15 protein-coding genes are annotated in these 18,973 nt (G+C 42.8%); 9 read left to right on the top strand and 6 right to left on the bottom strand.

From position 1 onward, the window contains the following. Nucleotides 1–182: 182 nt before the first annotated feature. Entirely contained in the window at nt 183–2,684 is a 2,502-nt protein-coding gene (leuS, locus tag M1R56_RS05885) for a leucine--tRNA ligase (RefSeq protein WP_248034997.1), read from the bottom strand. 239 nt (nt 2,685–2,923) lie between these two features. Between leuS and M1R56_RS05880 the strand changes: the two genes are divergently transcribed. The 8 genes from M1R56_RS05880 to M1R56_RS05845 all read left to right on the top strand — a co-directional run bounded on the left by M1R56_RS05880 (nt 2,924) and on the right by M1R56_RS05845 (nt 11,678). Beyond that, a complete protein-coding gene (locus tag M1R56_RS05880) occupies nt 2,924–3,940 on the top strand; it encodes an NAD(P)H-dependent glycerol-3-phosphate dehydrogenase (protein WP_248034995.1) in 1,017 nt (338 codons plus the stop codon). A 21-nt stretch (nt 3,941–3,961) separates the two neighbouring features. Further along, nucleotides 3,962–4,861, top strand: a complete 900-nt coding sequence (galU, locus tag M1R56_RS05875; protein WP_248034993.1) for a UTP--glucose-1-phosphate uridylyltransferase GalU — start codon at nt 3,962–3,964, stop codon at nt 4,859–4,861. Between the two features lie 149 nt (nt 4,862–5,010). Continuing rightward, nucleotides 5,011–7,446 carry a penicillin-binding protein PBP1B gene (pbp1b, locus tag M1R56_RS05870; protein ID WP_348982766.1) on the top strand — a complete coding sequence of 812 codons (2,436 nt, stop codon included), beginning with the start codon at nt 5,011–5,013 and terminating at the stop codon, nt 7,444–7,446. A 144-nt stretch (nt 7,447–7,590) separates the two neighbouring features. Further along, nucleotides 7,591–8,502 carry an EamA family transporter gene (locus M1R56_RS05865; RefSeq protein WP_248034992.1) on the top strand — a complete coding sequence of 304 codons (912 nt, stop codon included), beginning with the start codon at nt 7,591–7,593 and terminating at the stop codon, nt 8,500–8,502. Nucleotides 8,503–8,586: 84 nt separating this feature from the next. Beyond that, nucleotides 8,587–9,285 (top strand): 2,3,4,5-tetrahydropyridine-2,6-dicarboxylate N-acetyltransferase, encoded by a 699-nt coding sequence (gene dapD, locus M1R56_RS05860; RefSeq protein WP_248034990.1) that lies wholly within the window; start codon nt 8,587–8,589, stop codon nt 9,283–9,285. Between the two features lie 61 nt (nt 9,286–9,346). Further along, nucleotides 9,347–10,477 (top strand): N-acetyldiaminopimelate deacetylase, encoded by a 1,131-nt coding sequence (locus M1R56_RS05855; RefSeq protein ID WP_248034988.1) that lies wholly within the window; start codon nt 9,347–9,349, stop codon nt 10,475–10,477. Nucleotides 10,478–10,480: 3 nt separating this feature from the next. Beyond that, nucleotides 10,481–11,020 carry a 5-formyltetrahydrofolate cyclo-ligase gene (locus M1R56_RS05850; RefSeq protein WP_248034986.1) on the top strand — a complete coding sequence of 180 codons (540 nt, stop codon included), beginning with the start codon at nt 10,481–10,483 and terminating at the stop codon, nt 11,018–11,020. Then, nucleotides 11,004–11,678: a rhomboid family intramembrane serine protease gene (locus M1R56_RS05845; protein ID WP_248034984.1), complete on the top strand. Its 675-nt coding sequence runs from the start codon at nt 11,004–11,006 to the stop codon at nt 11,676–11,678. Before M1R56_RS05850 ends, M1R56_RS05845 begins: the two co-directional genes overlap by 17 nt. Before the next feature lie 78 nt (nt 11,679–11,756). Here M1R56_RS05845 and M1R56_RS05840 read toward each other — a convergent pair whose 3' ends face one another. The 5 genes from M1R56_RS05840 to M1R56_RS05820 form a co-directional block, all read right to left on the bottom strand. Next, nucleotides 11,757–13,136 (bottom strand): glycoside hydrolase family 1 protein, encoded by a 1,380-nt coding sequence (locus tag M1R56_RS05840; RefSeq protein ID WP_248034982.1) that lies wholly within the window; start codon nt 13,134–13,136, stop codon nt 11,757–11,759. Between the two features lie 260 nt (nt 13,137–13,396). Next, nucleotides 13,397–15,250: a proline--tRNA ligase gene (locus M1R56_RS05835; RefSeq protein ID WP_248034980.1), complete on the bottom strand. Its 1,854-nt coding sequence runs from the start codon at nt 15,248–15,250 to the stop codon at nt 13,397–13,399. 17 nt (nt 15,251–15,267) lie between these two features. Further along, nucleotides 15,268–16,524 carry an RIP metalloprotease RseP gene (rseP, locus tag M1R56_RS05830; protein ID WP_248034978.1) on the bottom strand — a complete coding sequence of 419 codons (1,257 nt, stop codon included), beginning with the start codon at nt 16,522–16,524 and terminating at the stop codon, nt 15,268–15,270. Nucleotides 16,525–16,545: 21 nt separating this feature from the next. Further along, nucleotides 16,546–17,349 carry a phosphatidate cytidylyltransferase gene (locus M1R56_RS05825; RefSeq protein WP_248034975.1) on the bottom strand — a complete coding sequence of 268 codons (804 nt, stop codon included), beginning with the start codon at nt 17,347–17,349 and terminating at the stop codon, nt 16,546–16,548. 8 nt (nt 17,350–17,357) lie between these two features. Next, entirely contained in the window at nt 17,358–18,110 is a 753-nt protein-coding gene (locus tag M1R56_RS05820; RefSeq protein ID WP_248034973.1) for an isoprenyl transferase, read from the bottom strand. Between the two features lie 215 nt (nt 18,111–18,325). Here M1R56_RS05820 and M1R56_RS05815 point away from each other — a divergent pair, with 215 nt between their 5' ends. Beyond that, a complete protein-coding gene (locus M1R56_RS05815; protein ID WP_223140451.1) occupies nt 18,326–18,721 on the top strand; it encodes a helix-hairpin-helix domain-containing protein in 396 nt (131 codons plus the stop codon). Nucleotides 18,722–18,973: the final 252 nt, after the last annotated feature.

Here is an 18,973-nt window from a genome sequence, read left to right as displayed (position 1 = left end):
CTCACTTTTATAAGTTTAAAGATGTGAATAGTATATCACATCTCACAGGTAATCTACAAAAAATCCTCCAGAACTTAGCTCTGAAGGACTTTTAAATTTATTTCACAACAATATTTACAAGTTTGGTTGGCTTCAATAGTCCAGTGGACTATTGAAGGTGGCAGATAGGGCTAATAAACTCGTTATTTCACAACGATATTAACGAGTTTGTTAGGTACCGCAATCACTTTTACGATTTCTTTGCCATCAATCTCTGCTTTAACTTTGTCGTTAGCCAGAGCCACTTCTTGCAATTCTTCGCGTGAAAGGTCTTTAGCGACCATAAGTTTAGCACGGACTTTCCCTTTGATTTGGACGACGATTTCGACTTCGTCTTCAACCAATTTGCTTTCGTCCCATGTTGGCCAAGCCACATAAGAGATAGACTCGCCAGTTGCTGCGACTGTTTGCCAGAGTTCTTCTGCCAAGTGAGGCGCAAATGGAGCGATCAATTGTATAAAGCCTTTGGCGTAGTCTACATAAAGTTTATCTTCCTTGTTAGCCGCATTGACAAAGACCATGAGCTGAGCAATGGCTGTGTTGAATTTCATAGACTCGATTTGCTCAGTGACAGCCTTAACAGTTTCGTTGTAAACCTTGTCTAGAGCGCCATTGTTTTCCGCAACGATTTCTTTACTTGTAATCAAACGGTAAACACGGTCAAGGAATTTACGGCTTCCTTCCAAGCCTTCTTCAGACCAAGCAATGGAAGCATCGAGTGGTCCCATGAACATTTCATAAACACGAAGGGTATCAGCACCGTATTGTTCCACCACATCGTCTGGATTGACAACGTTCTTGAGAGATTTAGACATCTTGGCTGGGGCTTGCTCCAGCTCTTCCCCTGTTTCCACATGGAAGAAGGAACCGTCACGTTTTTCAACCTTGTCAGTCGCCACAAGAGCTCCACGGTGGTCACGGTAGCTAGTTCCCAAGATCATTCCTTGGTTAAAAAGTTTTTGGAATGGCTCCTTAGTTGGAACGACACCGATATCATAGAGGAATTTGTGCCAGAAACGAGCGTAAAGCAAGTGAAGCACAGCGTGTTCAGCACCACCCACGTAGATGTCTACTGGCAACCATTGTTTGAGGAGGTCCTCATCAGCCAATTTTTCTGTGTTATGTGGATCGATATAGCGGAGGTAGTACCAGCTTGAACCTGCCCATTGTGGCATGGTGTTGGTCTCACGACGACCTTTGACGCCATCTTCACGCGTCACTTCAAGCCAGTCTGTCAAGTTAGCTAGCGGACTCTCACCAGTACCTGAAGGGCGGATGTCCTTGGTTACTGGCAAGACAAGTGGCAATTCACTTTCTGGAACGGCTGTTGAAGTTCCATCTTCCCAATGAATAATTGGGATTGGCTCACCCCAGTAACGTTGACGGCTAAAGAGCCAGTCACGAAGACGGTAGGTAACCTTTTCTTGACCAAAGCCTTTTTCTTCTAGCCAAGACACGATTTTAGCAATCGCGTCTTCTTTGTTGAGACCGTTCAAAAAGTCAGAGTTGACGTGAAGTCCATCTTCTGTGTAGGCAGCCTCTTCAACGTTCCCACCTTCAAGTACTTCTACGATTGGAAGTCCAAATTGTTTAGCAAATTCCCAGTCACGCTCATCGTGGGCAGGTACAGCCATAACAGCACCTGTACCATAGCTAGCAAGAACGTAGTCCGCAATCCAGATTGGAATTTCTTTACCGTTAACAGGGTTGATAGCATAAGCACCAGTCCAAACCCCTGTTTTTTCCTTGGCAAGGTCTGTACGAGCTAGGTCAGATTTCAAGCTAGCTTGGTGTTTGTAGTCAGCCACAGCCTCAGCTTGTTCAGGTGTCGTGATGGCATCTACTAGTTCATGTTCAGGCGCCAAAACAGTGAAGGTAGCACCAAAAAGGGTGTCAGGACGTGTCGTAAAGACGGTGAATTCCTTGTCAGTTCCTTTCACCTTGAAAGTGACATTGGCACCAGTTGATTTACCGATCCAGTTGCGTTGCATATCTTTGATAGACTCTGGCCAGTCAAGGTCATCCAAGTCATTGAGCAAGCGCTCTGCATAGGCCGTGATTTTAAGCATCCATTGGCGCATTGGTTTACGGACAACTGGATAACCACCACGCTCAGATGTTCCATCTGGAAGAACTTCTTCGTTGGCGATGGCTGTTCCCAATTCTTCAACCCAGTTTACTGGCACTTCAGCTTCATAAGCTAAGCCTTTTTCGTAAAGCTTAGTGAAAATCCATTGAGTCCACTTGTAGTAGTTTGGATCTGTTGTGTTGACTTCACGATCCCAGTCGTAAGAGAATCCAAGCGCATTGATTTGGCGTTTGAAGTTGGCAATGTTTTCTGCTGTGAATTCCGCTGGGTCATTACCTGTATCCATAGCGTATTGCTCTGCAGGCAAACCAAAAGCATCCCAGCCCATTGGGTGAAGGACATTGTAGCCTTGCGCACGTTTGAAACGGCTGAGGATATCAGTCGCTGTGTAGCCTTCTGGGTGTCCTACGTGAAGACCCGCTCCAGATGGGTAAGGGAACATATCAAGCGCATAAAACTTAGGTTTTGAAGCGTCTGTTCCTGTCTTAAAAGTGTGATTGTCAGCCCAGTAGCCCTGCCACTTAGGCTCGATTTCTTTATGATTGTAAAAACTCATAGCGTCTCTCCAATTTTCGTGATGCTCCTATTATACCATTTTTAGGGGGAATATTGTTTCTCTTTTCGTGATTTTATTGTTTTGACCCATGAACACCCTATTATTCTACTGTCATTTTTTCAATTTCTTTCTCAGATACATAAATAGTCTGACAAAAATTTCTTAATGAATTCTATAGATGCATGATAGGGCTTTTTATGGTAGAATATAAGAAAGTGCTTTCTCAGAAGGAGGAAAATATGGACAAACAAACCATCGCTGTTTTAGGGCCTGGTTCATGGGGTACTGCACTGTCACAAGTTCTTAATGACAACGGACACCAAGTGCGTATCTGGGGAAATATTCCTGATCAAATTGACGAAATCAATACACAACATACTAACAAACGCTATTTTAAGGATACTGTATTAGACGAAAAAATTGTTGCCTATCATGATTTGGCAGAAGCCTTGAAGGGTGTTGATGCTGTCTTGTTTGTGGTGCCAACCAAGGTGACCAGATTGGTAGCTCAACAAGTGGCTGCTGTTTTGGATCATAAAGTGGTGGTCATGCATGCTTCAAAAGGCCTCGAACCCAATAGCCACAAACGCCTTTCAACCATTCTAGAAGAAGAAATCCCTGAAGAATTGCGTAGTGAGATTGTGGTTGTATCTGGTCCTAGCCATGCGGAAGAAACGATTGTACGTGACATCACCTTGATTACGGCTGCATCCAAGGATTTACAAACTGCTCAATATGTTCAGACACTCTTTAGTAACCACTACTTCCGCCTTTATACCAATACGGATGTGATCGGAGTGGAAACAGCTGGTGCTCTTAAAAATATCATCGCTGTTGGTGCAGGTGCCCTTCATGGACTTGGATTTGGGGATAATGCCAAAGCTGCTATTATCACGCGCGGGCTGGCAGAAATTACCCGTCTGGGAGTTAAACTTGGAGCAAATCCATTAACTTACAGTGGACTTTCTGGGGTTGGAGATTTAATCGTTACCGGAACTTCTGTCCACTCACGTAACTGGCGTGCAGGAGATGCTCTTGGGCGTGGCGAAGCCTTGGCAGATATCGAAGCAAATATGGGAATGGTCATTGAAGGAATTTCAACAACCAAAGCTGCTTACGAATTGGCGCAAGAACTCGGAGTTTATATGCCTATTACCCAAGCCATTTACCAAGTTATTTATGAAAATGTTAATATTAAGGATGCCGTTTCTGAACTCATGAGCAATGAGTTCAAGGCAGAGAACGAGTGGTCTTAGTCACCGTTAGAAAGGAAGCTCATGAAGCAAAAAGTTAGAAAAGCCGTTATCCCTGCTGCGGGACTTGGAACTCGTTTCCTACCTGCAACTAAAGCTTTGGCCAAAGAAATGTTGCCAATCGTGGATAAACCAACCATCCAGTTTATCGTTGAAGAAGCTCTCAAGTCTGGAATTGAGGACATTCTTGTGGTAACAGGAAAGTCAAAACGTTCTATCGAAGATCACTTTGACTCAAACTTTGAACTAGAATACAACCTCAAGGAAAAAGGAAAAACAGACCTTTTGAAGCTAGTTGATGAAACAACTGGTATGCGTCTTCACTTCATCCGTCAAACACACCCACGTGGACTCGGAGATGCCGTCTTACAAGCAAAGGCTTTCGTCGGAAATGAACCTTTTGTGGTCATGCTTGGAGATGACCTCATGGATATCACTGATGACAAAGCTGTTCCATTGACCAAGCAACTCATGAATGATTATGAGAAGACTCACGCTTCTACTATCGCCGTAATGCCTGTCCCACACGAAGAAGTTTCTTCATACGGTGTCATCGCTCCTCAAGGAGAAGGCAAAGATGGTCTTTACAGTGTTGAAACCTTCGTTGAAAAACCAGCACCTGAAGACGCACCAAGTGATCTAGCCATTATTGGCCGTTATCTCCTCACACCAGAGATTTTCGGTATCCTTGAAAATCAAACACCTGGTGCCGGAAATGAAATCCAGCTAACAGATGCCATCGATACTCTCAACAAAACTCAACGAGTATTTGCTCGTGAATTCAAGGGTGCTCGTTATGATGTTGGAGACAAGTTTGGATTTATGAAGACTTCCATCGAATACGCTCTCAAACATCCACAAGTCAAAGACCACTTGAAGGACTACTTGATTGATCTTGGAAAAGAACTTTCAGGAGACAAATAAACAATTTGTCAAACAGTCAGATTTAGTTTAAATCTGGCTTTTTTCAATGTCTAAATCTCAAGACCCAATCCCTATCCAAAGCCCTGTTCTAAGCCTAATTTCTTGCAATAATTGCTTTTATGGTATAATAATAAAGAGTGAGGAATTCTATGAACAAACATGTAACAAGAATCAAACAAAAAGGACTGGCCTTACTTCGGTCTCTAAAATTAACAACTTCCAAAAAAAATCCAGATAAAAATAAGAAAGTCAAAACAAAACTAACCATTTGGACTATTGGGGCCAAGATTTTACTTGGAATAAAAGCAACTTTTAACACACTTTGCATCCTAGCTTTTATTGGCGGTCTCCTCGGGACTGGGGTTGTTTTGGGGTATGCTGTTTCTCTCTTTGATCAAGTTAGTGTCCCTCAAACGGAGGATTTGGTTAAACAGGTCAACAATATTTCATCTATTTCTGAGATTCGCTATGCAGATGGTTCTATGATTGGGGCTATTGAAAGCGATCTACTTCGCACATCTGTGTCATCAGATGCCATTTCAGATAATCTCAAGCAAGCTATCGTTGCAACCGAGGACGAACACTTTGCAGAGCACAATGGTGTCGTTCCTAAAGCGGTCATTCGTGCCAGTCTAGGAAACTTTATCGGCCTTGGTTCTTCGAGTGGTGGTTCTACCCTAACACAACAGCTCATCAAACAACAAGTAGTTGGTGATGCTCCTACGCTTGCTCGTAAAGCCAGTGAAATCGTAGATGCTCTAGCCCTAGAACGTGCTATGAATAAGGATGAAATCCTGACTACCTATCTAAATGTTGCACCTTTTGGTCGCAATAACAAGGGACAAAATATCGCAGGTGCTCAGCAGGCTGCAACTGGAATTTTCGGAGTGGATGCTAGCAAACTAACCATTCCTCAAGCAGCTTTCCTAGCAGGTTTACCACAAAGCCCCATTTCCTACTCACCTTATGAGTCTACTGGTGAGATGAAGAGCGAAGAAGATATTGAACTTGGAATCAAGCGCTCAAAAGATGTTCTCTACAATATGTACAGAACTGGAGTTCTTAGCCAAGAAGATTACGAAACCTATAAAGCGTACGATATTAAGAAAGACTTCTTGCCAGCAGAAAATGTCAACGTAACTGCTAAAGGTTTCCTCTACTTCACTGCGCTTGATGAGGCGACGAACCTCATGTACGATTATCTGGTCAAAAAAGATAACGTTTCTGCACCAGAACTAAAGAACGAATCTATCCAAAAATCTTATCATGAATTGGCTGAAAAAGAGATTCAAAATGGTGGTTACCGTATCACAACTACAATTGATAAAGCTATCCATACAGCCATGCAAGGTGCAGTTGCAAACTATGGCTACCTTGTCGATGATGATACTGGTCAACCAGAAGTCGGAAATGTCTTGATGGATAACCAAACAGGCGCCATTTTAGGATTTGTCGGTGGTCGTGATTACCAAAGTAATCAAAACAACCACGCCTTTAACACTAAAAGGTCTCCTGCTTCAACTACTAAACCAATCCTAGCCTACAGTATTGCGATTGACCAAGGTTTGATGGGAAGTGCAAGCATCTTATCTAACTACCCAACTAACTTCTCTAACGGAAATCCTATCATGTATGTCAATAGTTCTGGTACTGCCATGATGAGTCTGAAAGAAGCTCTGAATTACTCTTGGAATATCCCAGCCTACTGGACCTATCAGTTACTTCTTCAAAAAGGAGTTGATGTCCGTTCCTACATGGAAAAAATGGGCTACGAGATTCCAGAATATGGCATTGAAAGTCTTCCTATGGGGGGAGGAATCGATGTCACTGTAGCCCAGCATACAAATGGCTACCAAACCTTGGCTAACAATGGTGTTTACCATAAAAAATACATGATTTCGAAAATCGAAAAAACCAGCGGCGAGGTTATCTATGAGCACAAAGATGAACCTGTACAAGTCTACTCTAAAGCAACTGCAACCATTATGCAGAGCTTACTAAGAGATGTTATTTCTTCCCAAGTGACTTCAAGCTTCCAGAGCGATCTTGCCACTATCAACCCAAGTTTAGCGGGTGCTGACTGGATTGGTAAAACTGGTACGACCAATGAAGATGGCGATATGTGGCTCATGCTTTCAACTCCAAGATTAACCCTTGGTGGTTGGCTTGGTCATGATGATAACCGACCACTTGGTAAAGGTGCAGGACACTACCGTAATGCAAAATATATGGCTCATCTGGTAAATGCCATTCAACAAGCAGCCCCTTCTTCTTGGGGTTCAGAACGCTTTAGTCTCGACTCAAGTGTCACTTCATCTCAAGTCCTCAAATCAACTGGTCAAAAACCAGGTAAGGTTACTATCAATGGTAAAGAGGTTAATGTGACTGGTGAAATGGTAACAAGTTACTGGGCTAACCAAGCTGGTGCTCCGACTACCACTTATAAATTCGCTATTGGTGGAAGTGATGCTGACTACCAAAACGCTTGGAACACCATTTTAGGAAGCCTACCAAAAGCATCTTCTTCCTCATCAAACAATAACAATAGTAGTAACAATAATAATCGTAGTAATACTTCTAACTAGTAACGGGAACAGTAATAGTAGCTCTAGTTCCAATAACAGAAGTAGCAATCAACAGCGCTAACTAGCACAATCATTGAGAGTGGGAAAGAAATGATTTTTCTCCACTCTCTTTTTTCTTTTTTCATTTCATGGTACAATAGCAACATGAATAAATATCAAAAGAATATTTTTAAGGGAACCATTTATTCTCTCTTATCTGGCTTGATCTGGGGGATCTGTGGAATCTTAGGAGAGTACTTTTTTTCACATTATCAAGTATCTTCAGGGTGGATTACTTCTATGCGTCTACTCGTCGCAGGTGGTTTCGTAATCGTCTTATCTAGTCTTAAACTCCGGTCCCAACTCTTCGAGATCTGGAAAAATCGAAACAATTACCTGCCTTTTCTGGCCTATGCCATCTTAGGGATTTTTTCTGTTCAGTTTTTCTTCTATCTCTGTGTCGAGTATTCCAACGCTACCACTGCCACCATCCTCCAATTTATCAGTCCTGTCTTTATACTTCTATATAATCGCATCATCTACAAGAAAAAAGCTTCTAAAAAAGCAATTTTCTATGTTTTGACTGCTATGCTCGGGGTCTTTTTGATGGCTACCAAAGGCGATTTGTCTAAGCTATCCATCACTCCTCTTGCTTTACTGACAGGACTTCTCAGTGCCTTAGGTGTCATGTTCAATGTTATCTTACCCCAACGCTTTGCTAAAAAATACGGTTTTGTGCCAACTGTTGGTTGGGGAATGATTATCGCGGGCCTTTTTAGTAATTTTCTCTACCCCGTTTATAAGATTAGCTTCCAGGTTGATGCCATCAGTATCTGTATTTGTTTGACTATTGCCTTTTTGGGAACTGCCTTTGCCTTTTTCCTATCGATGAAGGCTGTCTCTCTCGTTTCCCCATTGGTGGTGTCAGTCGTCAGTGCAAGCGAACCGCTATCCTCTGCTATTCTTAGTGTTCTTTTCCTTGGCATGGTTCTGGATGGTTTCTTGGTACTGGCCATGATTTTGATTATCGTTCCTATGGTTTTCTTGTCCATCGAAGAATCTAAATCCAAGAATTAAACACCTTCTTTTAACACTTAAGGCTTCAAAATTGAAGCCTTTTTTGGTAGAATAGTAAGCATTACAAAGAGTGAGGAGACACCTATGACTGCTACAAAAATGAATGCACAAGAAATTATCCAATTTATCGCAAATGCTGAGAAAAAGACAAGTGTAAAAGTGACCTTTGAGGGGCAACTTGCTGGAGCTATCCCTGCCTCTGTTATCAAGCTTGGGAATGTTCTTTTTGGAGACTGGAAAGATATCGCTCCACTTCTTGAAGGACTTACAGAAAACAAGGACTATGTTGTTGAACAAGATGCTCGCAACTCTGCTGTGCCTCTCCTTGATAAACGTGATATCAATGCGCGTATCGAGCCAGGTGCTATCATCCGTGACCAGGTTGAGATTGGCGACAACGCTGTTATCATGATGGGGGCTGTTATCAATATCGGTGCAGAAATCGGATCTGGCACTATGATTGATATGGGAGCTATCCTTGGTGGACGCGCTATTGTCGGTAAAAATAGCCACGTTGGTGCAGGTGCTGTTCTTGCAGGCGTTATCGAGCCAGCTAGTGCTGAACCTGTCCGTGTCGGTGACAATGTTCTCATCGGTGCTAACGCTGTAGTTATCGAAGGTGTTCAAATCGGTAGTGGTTCTGTTGTTGCAGCAGGCGCTATCGTCACTCAAGATGTTCCTGAAAATGTTGTGGTAGCAGGTGTCCCAGCTCGTGTTATCAAGGAAATCGATAGCCAAACCCAACAAAAAACAGCGCTAGAGGATGCGCTTCGCACCTTGTAATTAGTAACAGAGGCGGAAATATTTCCAGCCTCTTTCTCGTATCAATAGAAGGAAATTAACTATGTTAGATTTGATTCAAACTCGACGCGATCTTCACCAAATTCCTGAGATTGGTTTAGAAGAATTCAAGACTCACGCTTATTTACTCAATGTTATTGAAACATTAACAGCTGGTAAGGATTTTGTTCAGATTCGTACCTGGCGAACAGGTATTTTAGTTTACTTGCAAGGAAGTCAGCCAGAACGTACCATTGGTTGGCGAACAGACATCGACGGACTCCCGATTGTTGAACAAACAGGTCTTCCTTTTGCCTCTCAGCACCCAGAACGCATGCATGCTTGTGGACATGATTTTCACATGACCATTGCCCTGGGAAGTCTCGAACGTGCTTTAGAAAACCAACCAAAAAACAATCTCCTCTTTCTCTTCCAACCTGCAGAAGAAAACGAAGCAGGTGGTATGCTCATGTATGAAGATGATGCTTTTGGCGACTGGTTGCCTGACCAATTCTATGGACTTCATGTTCGTCCAGACTTAAAAGTTGGACAAATTGCGACCAATACCCATACACTCTTTGCAGGAACATGTGAAGTTAAGATTCGCTTTAAGGGTAAAGGCGGTCACGCTGCCTTTCCACATGAAGCCAACGACGCTCTGGTTGCAGCTAGCTATTTTGTGACCCAAGTTCAGTCGGTTGTCAGCCGTAATGTCGATCCTATCGAGGGAGCTGTTGTCACTTTCGGTGTTTTTCAAGCTGGTACAACCAATAATGTCATCGCTGATACAGCCTTCTTACATGGAACCATTCGAGCTCTTACACACAATATGAGTCTCTTGGTTCAAAAACGTGTCAAAGCTATCGCAGAAGGTGTGGCAGCTGCCTTTGATATGGAAGTGGAAGTTGAACTCAAGCAGGGAGGTTATTTGCCTGTCGAAAACAACCCTGAACTAGCCCGTGAATTGATGACCTTCTTTGATGAAAAAGAGGGCATTGAACTAATCGATATTGAACCTGCCATGACAGGAGAAGACTTTGGGTATCTTCTTTCAAAGGTTCCTGGCGTCATGTTCTGGCTAGGTATTGATAGTCCCTACGCCCTTCACCATCCAAAGATGAGTCCTAAAGAAGAAGCTCTAGCTATCGGTGTCGAAGCTGTATCAAGCTTCTTAGCAAAGAAAGTTGCGGAGTAAACTATGAAAAAAAGCTTACGCAAGCAGGTCTTACAAGAACTCAAGTCTCTATCTAAGGAAGAAAAGCAGAGCATGAACGATTGGCTCACAGAGCAGTTCTTTCAACATCCTTTTTATAAGGAAGCAAAAACTATTGCCACTTACCTATCTTTTCCTCATGAATTTCAGACAGCTGAACTCATCGAACAAGCTCAAAAAGATGGGAAGACTATCCTCATTCCCAAAACTTATCCACAAGGGAAAATGGACCTGGTGCTCTATGAACCAGAGAAGCTCGAAAGAAATTCTTTTGGTCTCCTTGAACCACAGGGGAAAGCTATTGTCTTTGAGCCATCTCAGATTGACTTAATCCATGTTCCTGGATTAGCTTTCAATCCTTCTGCTTATCGGGTTGGCTATGGAGGTGGCTACTACGACCGTTACTTGGAGCATTTTACTGGTCACACCATCAGCACACTTTATCCTTGTCAGATTCAGGATTTCCATCCTGATCCACATGATATTCCCGTTGAGGAGGTACTCATCTATGAAAGAAATTTTTGATCGTCGGTATCCTGCCACGAGCTTCTTTCTACTCGTGACAACCCTGGTTTTTATACTCATGTTTCTAACTAGTGGTTTCAATTACACAAGCGCAGCCACCTTGTATAAATTCGGAGCTGTTTATCCCCCAGCAATCAAAGCCATGCCTGAACAAATCTGGCGCCTATTCTCAGCAACCTTTGTCCACATTGGCTTGGAGCACTTTTTAGTCAATATGCTATCCCTTTACTTCTTGGGACGTCAGATGGAGCAAATCTTTGGCTCCAAACAGTTTTTCTTTATCTACCTTCTATCAGGTATGATGGGAAATCTCTTTGTCCTAGTTTTTAGCCCTGATGCCATTACCGCAGGTGCTTCAACTGCCCTCTACGGCATGTTCGCATCTATTGTCGTCCTTCGGTATGCTTCACGCAATCCCTACCTCCAACAGCTTGGTCAATCCTATCTCTCCCTCTTGGTCATCAACCTAGTAGGTAGTGTTTTAATACCTGGTATCAGTCTTACTGGACACGTAGGTGGAGCTGTCGGTGGCGCATTACTAGCTATCGTCTTCCCAGTTCGAGGCGAACGAAAAATTTACAGTCCAGGCCAACGTGGTCTAGCAAGCCTAGCTTTCATTGTTTTATCAGCCTTGATGCTTTTTATCGGACTATTATAAAACAAGAAAAACCATTGGAAACTCTCAAATCGAGGAGTTCATTTCCAATGGTTTTTTTGAATCTATTTGAAAAGTAGCTTAAAATCCATTATTGTCGCTGAGTTCTTTGAACCAGTGGCCTGATTTTTTCAGGCGACGTTCTTGCGTTTCAAGGTCAAGCTCGACCAAACCATAACGGTTTTTATAGCTATTGAGCCATGACCAGCAATCGATAAAGGTCCAGATCAAGTAGCCTTTACAGTTGGCACCGTCTTCGATAGCACGATGAAGCTCACGCAGATGACCTTTGACAAAGTCGATACGGTAATCATCCTGGATCATTCCATTTTCACGGAATTTATCTTCACCTTCAACGCCCATCCCATTCTCTGTCAGCATCCACTCAATATTGCCGTAGTTTTCCTTGATATTTTGGGCAATGTCATAAATTCCTTGCTCATAGATTTCCCAACCGCGGTGTGGATTGATCTTACGACCAGGCATGACGTAAGGTTCATAGAAATGCTCTGGCAAGAGCGGACTGTCAGGATGCTTAGCAAAACGCGGCGCCATAACACGCAAAGGTTGGTAGTAGTTGACTCCTAGGAAGTCAACGGTGTTCTCACGAATGAGTTCCAATTCTTCGGCTGTGTATTCTGGCAGCAAATCATGCTCAGCTAAAATCTCCACCAATTCTTCTGGATAAGCTCCTAAAACAGACGGATCTAGGAAAGATTGTGCCTGGAAGAGGTCAGCAATGCGAGCAGCTTTCACGTCTGCAGGATGTTGGCTACGTGGATAGGCTGGTGTCAAGTTGAGGACAATCCCAATCTTAGAACTAGGCAAGACTTCATGACAAGCCTTAACTGCAAGAGTGCTCGCCAGTTGTGTATGATAGGCAACCTTAACCGCTGCTTTGGCATCCACCTTATGTGGATAATGGGCATCATAAAAATAGCCAAACTCTACAGGAACGATAGGCTCATTGAAGGTAATCCATTGGTCCACAAGGTCACCGTAGGTCTCAAAACAGAAACGAGCATAGTCTTCATAAGCTTTAATAGTTGCTTTATTTTCCCAACCATCTCCATCTTCTTGAAGGGCAAAAGGCAGGTCAAAGTGATAGAGATTGACTAAGAGGCGAATACCCTTGGCCTTGATGGCTTCAAATACCTGACGGTAGAAAGCCACCCCTTGAGGGTTGACTTCTCCACGGCCCTGTGGGAAAATACGAGACCACTGGATAGAAGTTCGAAAGGCTGTGTGGCCAGTTTCTAACAAGAGTTCGATATCCTTTTCCCAGTTTTCATAGAAGGTCGACGTTTTGTCTGGTCCAATATCATTGTAGTAACGGTTTGGCTCTACTTGGTACCAATAATCCCAGAGATTATCTCCCTTGCCGTCACCAGGCACTCGTCCTTCTGTCTGTGGTCCAGAAGTTGAGGACCCCCAGACAAAATCCTTTGGAAATTTTAGCATAGTACTACCTCTTTTTACGCTTTTAATGTTTATACTCTTCGAAAATCAAATTCAAACCGCGTCAACGTCGCCTTGCCGTATATGTGTTACTGACTTCGTCAGTTCTATCCACAACCTCAAAACGGTGTTTTGAGCAACCTGCGGCTAGTTTCCTAGTTTGCTCTTTGATTTTCATTGAGTCTTACTTTCTCTCATTATACAGAAAAAACAAGGCAAAAACTAGTTACATTTTTATCTTGTTTTTCTTCTGATTATAGATTTTATTTGTTGGTTAAGATTTCAAGGGTTTCAAGCAAGTTATCTGCGTGAACTTCGATTGTATCTCCTGTCGCCTTGATCTTCACTTCTACGATACCGTCAGCTGCTTTCTTACCAACAGTGATACGAATTGGAAGACCGATCAAGTCACTATCGCTGAATTTAACTCCGACACGTTCATTACGGTCATCTGTCAAGACTTCGTAGCCTTTGTTGACTAAGGCTTCTTCGATACGATTAGTCAAGTCAAGACTTGCTTCATCCTTGACATTAACTGGAATCAAGTGCACATCAAACGGTGCCAATTCTTTAGGGAAGTTGATTCCCCAAGCATAACGGTATTCACCTTTAGGCGTTTTGTTAACAAAGAGGCGAGCGTGTTGCTCCATAACTGCTGAAAGGAGACGACTGACACCGATACCGTAGCAGCCCATGATGATTGGCACAGCACGACCATTTTCATCCAAGACATCTGCTCCCATACTTGCTGAGTAACGAGTACCCAGTTTAAAGATGTGACCAATTTCGATACCACGCGCAAAGTTGAGAACACCTTGTCCGTCTGGGGAGATCTCACCCTCACGAACTTCACGGATATCGACATACTCAGCAGTGAAATCACGACCTGGATTAACACCAGTCAAGTGGTAACCATCTTCGTTAGCACCAGCAACAGCATTGCGACTATCTTGCACCTTGCGGTCAGCAATAATCTTAACATTTTCAGGTAGACCAACTGGTCCAAGAGAACCAAATTCAGCTCCCAACAATTCTTTCACTCCTGCCTCAGTTGCTGGCTCCAAGAAATCTGCTCCAAGGTAGTTTTTCAATTTGACTTCATTAAGTTGGTCGTTGCCAACCAATAGAGCTACAACTGGCTCCTCATCTGCGATATAAACCAAGGTCTTGATTGTTTGCTCTTCAGAGACATTCAAGAAGGCTGCGACTTCATCAATCGATTTGACACCTGGTGTTTCCACGCGAGATACTTCTTCTTCAGTCACAACACGATTGCTTGGTTTGTACTCGTTGGTTGCCATTTCCAAGTTAGCTGCATAGCTTGATTCACTTGAGTAGGCAATGGTATCTTCACCAGAAACCATCCATTTGAGCAATTCTGCCTTGATTTCTTCTTGCACTTCTGCAGGAATCTCGTCAAATGATGCGACGGACTTGTCTAAAACAACCCAACGGTCAAGATCTGTACGAGCAGGTGTGATGGCCATAAATTCTTGGCTATCCTTACCACCCATAGCTCCACCGTCACCGATGATTGCCTTGAAGTCCAAGCCACTACGAGTAAAGATACGCTCGTAAGCAGCCTTGTACTCATCATAGGTTACATCCAAGCTATCGTAGTTAGCGTGGAAGCTATAACCATCTTTCATGATGAACTCACGGGTCCGAAGAAGTCCATTACGTGGACGTTTTTCATCACGATACTTAGGCTGGATTTGATACAAGTTCAAAGGTAATTGTTTGTAAGACTTGACAGAATCACGGACAATAGCTGTAAAAGTTTCTTCGTGAGTTGGCCCCAAGATAAAGTCTGACTTCTCACGGTTTTTCAATTTGTACAAGTCCTCACCGTAGGTTTCATAACGGCCAGACTCACGCCAAAGGTCAGCACTGAGAAGTGCTGGAGTCAACATCTCAACCGCACCAATCTTGTCAAACTCTTGACGCATGATCTTCTTAGCTTTTTCGATAACACGGTTAGCAAGTGGTAAGTAAGAGTAAACACCTGCAGATACTTGACGAACATAACCAGCACGCAACATAAGTGCGTGACTGATAACTTGAGCATCGCTTGGCATTTCGCGAAGCGTTGGGATAAGCATTTTACTTTGTTTCATAATGACTCCTCTATTTCTTAAAAGAAGGTTCGCATGATGTCATTCCAAGTTACGGCGATCATCAAAACGACCATAATGACAACTCCGACCAGAGTGACATAGGTTTCAATTTCTTGTTTTAGTGGTTTGCGACGGATCGCTTCTAGGATATTGAGCACGATTTTTCCACCATCTAGCGCAGGGATTGGAATCAAGTTAAAAATCCCGATATTGATGGAAATCATAGCCAAGAAGTACAAGACATTTTCCAGTCCATTCTTGGCAGCATCGCTACTTGCCTTAAAGATAGCAACGGGACCGCCCAGCTTATTCAAATCTGGGTGAAAAATCAGACTCTTCAAAGCATTGAGGATGCGCAAAGCTGAATCAGCCGCAGTTGTAAATCCACCCATAAACATAGACCATATATCTGATTTGAGTCTCGGTTGAACACCCAAGATATAGCGTCCTTGGCTTTCTTCAGGTATCACACTCACTTGTTTTTCAGTTCCATTTTCAGAGACTGTCACATCCAAAACGGGATCTGTTTTGTCCCTGGTTTCTGCATCAACAGCCTGGATCAGATCTGACCAGTTTGAAATCTCATAACTGCCGACCTTAGTAATTTGGGCCGTATTTTCAACTCCAACCTTAGCCAAAGCGCTATCTGGAATAATGCTGAAATTGTTCGTTTGCGTATCACGAACACCGCCTTGCATGAAAATCAAGATCCAGAAAACGACGACTCCTAGGATAAAATTATTCATAGGACCAGCAAAGTTGGTAATCAATTTGCCCCAGACAGTCGCATTCTGATATTGGACGTCTAAGGGAGCGATACGAACTTCCGTTCCATCAGCTTCCACAATGGTCGCATCATGGTCTACTGAGAAAGTCTTTTCCTCTTCTAAGACCAAGCCTCTAATAAAGAGTTTATCCTCAAAATCAAACTGAGTGACCTGCATTGGCAGAGCTGTCTGGTCAACCTTTTTACCAGAGAGATTGATGCGTTTGACCTTACCATCCGCTGCCAATGTTAGGCTTGCAGGAGTTCCAGTCTTAATTTCTGTCGTATCTTCACCCCAACCTGCCATCCGAACGTAACCACCAAGTGGCAGGAGACGAATGGTATAAGCAGTTCCATCTTTTCCTATATGGGCAAAGATTTTGGGGCCCATACCGATGGCAAATTCACGAACTAAAATCCCAGATTTCTTAGCAAAGTAAAAATGGCCGAATTCGTGAACCACTACGATAATCCCAAAGACCAGGATAAATGTTAGTAATCCTATCATTTAATTTCTATTTACCTTTCCTTAAAATAAGCCAAAGAGGTGCATAATAGGGAAGACAGCCAGCATGCAATCAAAACGATCCAATACCCCACCATGACCTGGGATAAACTTGCCTGAGTCTTTGACACCAAAGTGACGTTTCATAGCACTTTCAATCAAATCTCCCAACTGACCAGCTATACTAAAGAAAATAGCAAAAACCATCATTTTGTAAATCCCATAAGGTAAAGCAACAGTACTATCAACTAGCATAAAAATCAAAGTCACTAGCATAGCAGCCAATATACCTCCCATAGCACCCTCTATGGTCTTGTTAGGGGAAACTCTCGGAGCTAGTTTTCTCTTACCAAACTTCATCCCTACTAGATAGGCTCCACTATCGGTTGCCCAGACCATACAAAGCCCCAAAAGCGCCTTATCCAAACCTGCGATACGAGCATCGACCAAAGCATTAAAGCCAGAGCCAACATAAAAACTCATGGCAATCGGAAAAACAGCATCCTCAATGGTATAGTTCTTGCTGAAGACTGTTGCCCCTAGTAAAATCAGTATCACGACACTATAAGCTACAACATTCCCATCTACAGGTAAAAACTTCCAGTAGTTTTCCAAAGGTACGGTCAGAGCAAAGGTCGCTAGTAAAGTCAAGAGTCCTTCAGGCGTCATGGTATTTAAACCCTTCATGCGCAGTAACTCATGTACTCCCAACATAGCCACAATCCCCATGGCAATCTGAAGCCATAAGCCACCAATCGCCACGATTGGGATAAAGATAGCCAAGGCCAAGATAGCAAAAAGGGTTCTCTTTTGTAAATCCTGTATCATAATATCTCCTAAACTCCTCCAAAACGACGATTGCGATGATTGTACTCGATGATAGCATCTTTCAAGGCTTCCCCATCAAAGTCAGGCCACAAGACATCCGTGAAATAGAGCTCGCTATAAGCAGCCTGCCAAGGCAAGAAATTACTCAAACGAAGTTCACCGCTGGTTCGAATAATCAAGTCAGGATCACGCAAGACTTTTGGCAAATGTCCCGTAAAGAGATATTCCCCAATCAATTCCTCTGTGATATCACCAGGATTGATCTTAGCATCTAAAACATCCTGTGCAATCAACTTGACCGCTTGTGTAATCTCAGCTCGTCCACCATAATTAAGGGCAAAATTGAGAATCAATCCTGTATTTAACTTAGTCAGCTCTTCTGCCTTTTTAAGAGCATCAAAAGTCTGCTTCGGCAAACGATCAGTCTCCCCAATCATTTGAATCTTCATGTTCTTCTGATGCAATTCGGGAACAAACTTATCATAAAATTCAACAGGTAAGTTCATGATAAACTTGACTTCCTGGTCTGGACGTGTCCAATTTTCAGTTGAGAAGGCATAGACTGTCAAGGCTTTGACGCCCATATCACTAGCAGCAATAGCTACCTTTCTCAAAGCATCCATCCCAGCCTTATGGCCAAAGACTCGTGGCTGCATCCGTTTTTTAGCCCAACGGCCATTCCCATCCATGATCACACCGATGTGGTCTGGCACCATTGTCGGGGTTTCTGTTGCTTTATCTTTTTTTAAAAATCCAAACATGATTGTATTCCTATTCAAAAATCTATCGTTTCATTATACCATATTTTTCACTTTTCTTCTATTATCGCCTATCATTCTACGGCGAAATTTCCCATATATCTCCTATATTTCCAGTATATCAAGCCTTGCAATTCCTAAAGAAAGTTGATACAATAAAACCATAGAGATTCGATCCTTGTTCAGCCACAGGGATTTTTTATTGAAAGGATTTTATCATGTCAAAGACACTCCAACGTAAAAAACAATTAAGAAACAGCCTCCGTCGCTCAGGTGCATTTTCAAACACTGTAAACAAGGTTGTCGAAGAAACAAAAAAAGTTGTGAAACATGCTGAAAAAGCAGCAAGCGATGCAGGTAAAGTTGTCTCTAAAAAGGTTGAAAAAACTGTAGAAGCAACCAAAGAGCAAGCTCAAAAAGTTGCTACCTCTGTAGAAGATTTCGCAGCAAACCTAGGGGGACTTTCAGTAGACCGCGCTAAAACTTTCTACGATGAAGGGATCAAGTCTGCTGCTGACTTCAAAAACTGGACAGAAAAAGAACTCCTTGCTTTGAAAGGAATCGGTCCAGCTACTATCAAGAAATTAAAAGAAAACGGCATTAAGTTCAAGTAATCTTTCTTGTTCCTTGCTTTTCCATCAAAAACTTGTTAAAATAAAGCCATTAGAGGTGTTTTGAGTCCCACATTTTACAGAAAGTGGCGGTGCTGAGAAGTCCACAAATGTGTCAAAACTGGTTGCTAATGGATGAAATTAAAAAATGAAATATAAATGTCTTTTTGTTTAAAAGACGAGAGATGCGGGCATCTGCCCGAAATTGGGTGGTACCGCGGATTAACACATTCGTCCCTGTCAGATTAATGACAG

The sequence above is a fragment of the Streptococcus sp. oral taxon 431 genome (assembly GCF_023115445.1).
In the GTDB taxonomy this organism is placed as follows: Bacteria; Bacillota; Bacilli; order Lactobacillales; family Streptococcaceae; genus Streptococcus.
The sequence above is the reverse complement of the archived record's forward strand: the minus strand, read 5'-3'. Positions and strand labels throughout refer to the sequence as shown.

What these genes read in the sequence shown, in the direction of transcription:
- pbp1b (WP_348982766.1), top strand. Translation starts at nt 5,011, where the DNA reads ATGAACAAACATGTAACAAGAATCAAACAAAAAGGACTGGCCTTACTT.
- M1R56_RS05845 (WP_248034984.1), top strand. Translation starts at nt 11,004, where the DNA reads ATGAAAGAAATTTTTGATCGTCGGTATCCTGCCACGAGCTTCTTTCTA.
- rseP (WP_248034978.1), bottom strand. Translation starts at nt 16,524, where the DNA reads ATGATAGGATTACTAACATTTATCCTGGTCTTTGGGATTATCGTAGTG.
- galU (WP_248034993.1), top strand. Translation starts at nt 3,962, where the DNA reads ATGAAGCAAAAAGTTAGAAAAGCCGTTATCCCTGCTGCGGGACTTGGA.
- M1R56_RS05855 (WP_248034988.1), top strand. Translation starts at nt 9,347, where the DNA reads ATGTTAGATTTGATTCAAACTCGACGCGATCTTCACCAAATTCCTGAG.
- M1R56_RS05815 (WP_223140451.1), top strand. Translation starts at nt 18,326, where the DNA reads ATGTCAAAGACACTCCAACGTAAAAAACAATTAAGAAACAGCCTCCGT.
- M1R56_RS05880 (WP_248034995.1), top strand. Translation starts at nt 2,924, where the DNA reads ATGGACAAACAAACCATCGCTGTTTTAGGGCCTGGTTCATGGGGTACT.
- leuS (WP_248034997.1), bottom strand. Translation starts at nt 2,684, where the DNA reads ATGAGTTTTTACAATCATAAAGAAATCGAGCCTAAGTGGCAGGGCTAC.
- M1R56_RS05835 (WP_248034980.1), bottom strand. Translation starts at nt 15,250, where the DNA reads ATGAAACAAAGTAAAATGCTTATCCCAACGCTTCGCGAAATGCCAAGC.
- M1R56_RS05865 (WP_248034992.1), top strand. Translation starts at nt 7,591, where the DNA reads ATGAATAAATATCAAAAGAATATTTTTAAGGGAACCATTTATTCTCTC.
- M1R56_RS05840 (WP_248034982.1), bottom strand. Translation starts at nt 13,136, where the DNA reads ATGCTAAAATTTCCAAAGGATTTTGTCTGGGGGTCCTCAACTTCTGGA.
- M1R56_RS05820 (WP_248034973.1), bottom strand. Translation starts at nt 18,110, where the DNA reads ATGTTTGGATTTTTAAAAAAAGATAAAGCAACAGAAACCCCGACAATG.
- M1R56_RS05850 (WP_248034986.1), top strand. Translation starts at nt 10,481, where the DNA reads ATGAAAAAAAGCTTACGCAAGCAGGTCTTACAAGAACTCAAGTCTCTA.
- M1R56_RS05825 (WP_248034975.1), bottom strand. Translation starts at nt 17,349, where the DNA reads ATGATACAGGATTTACAAAAGAGAACCCTTTTTGCTATCTTGGCCTTG.
- dapD (WP_248034990.1), top strand. Translation starts at nt 8,587, where the DNA reads ATGACTGCTACAAAAATGAATGCACAAGAAATTATCCAATTTATCGCA.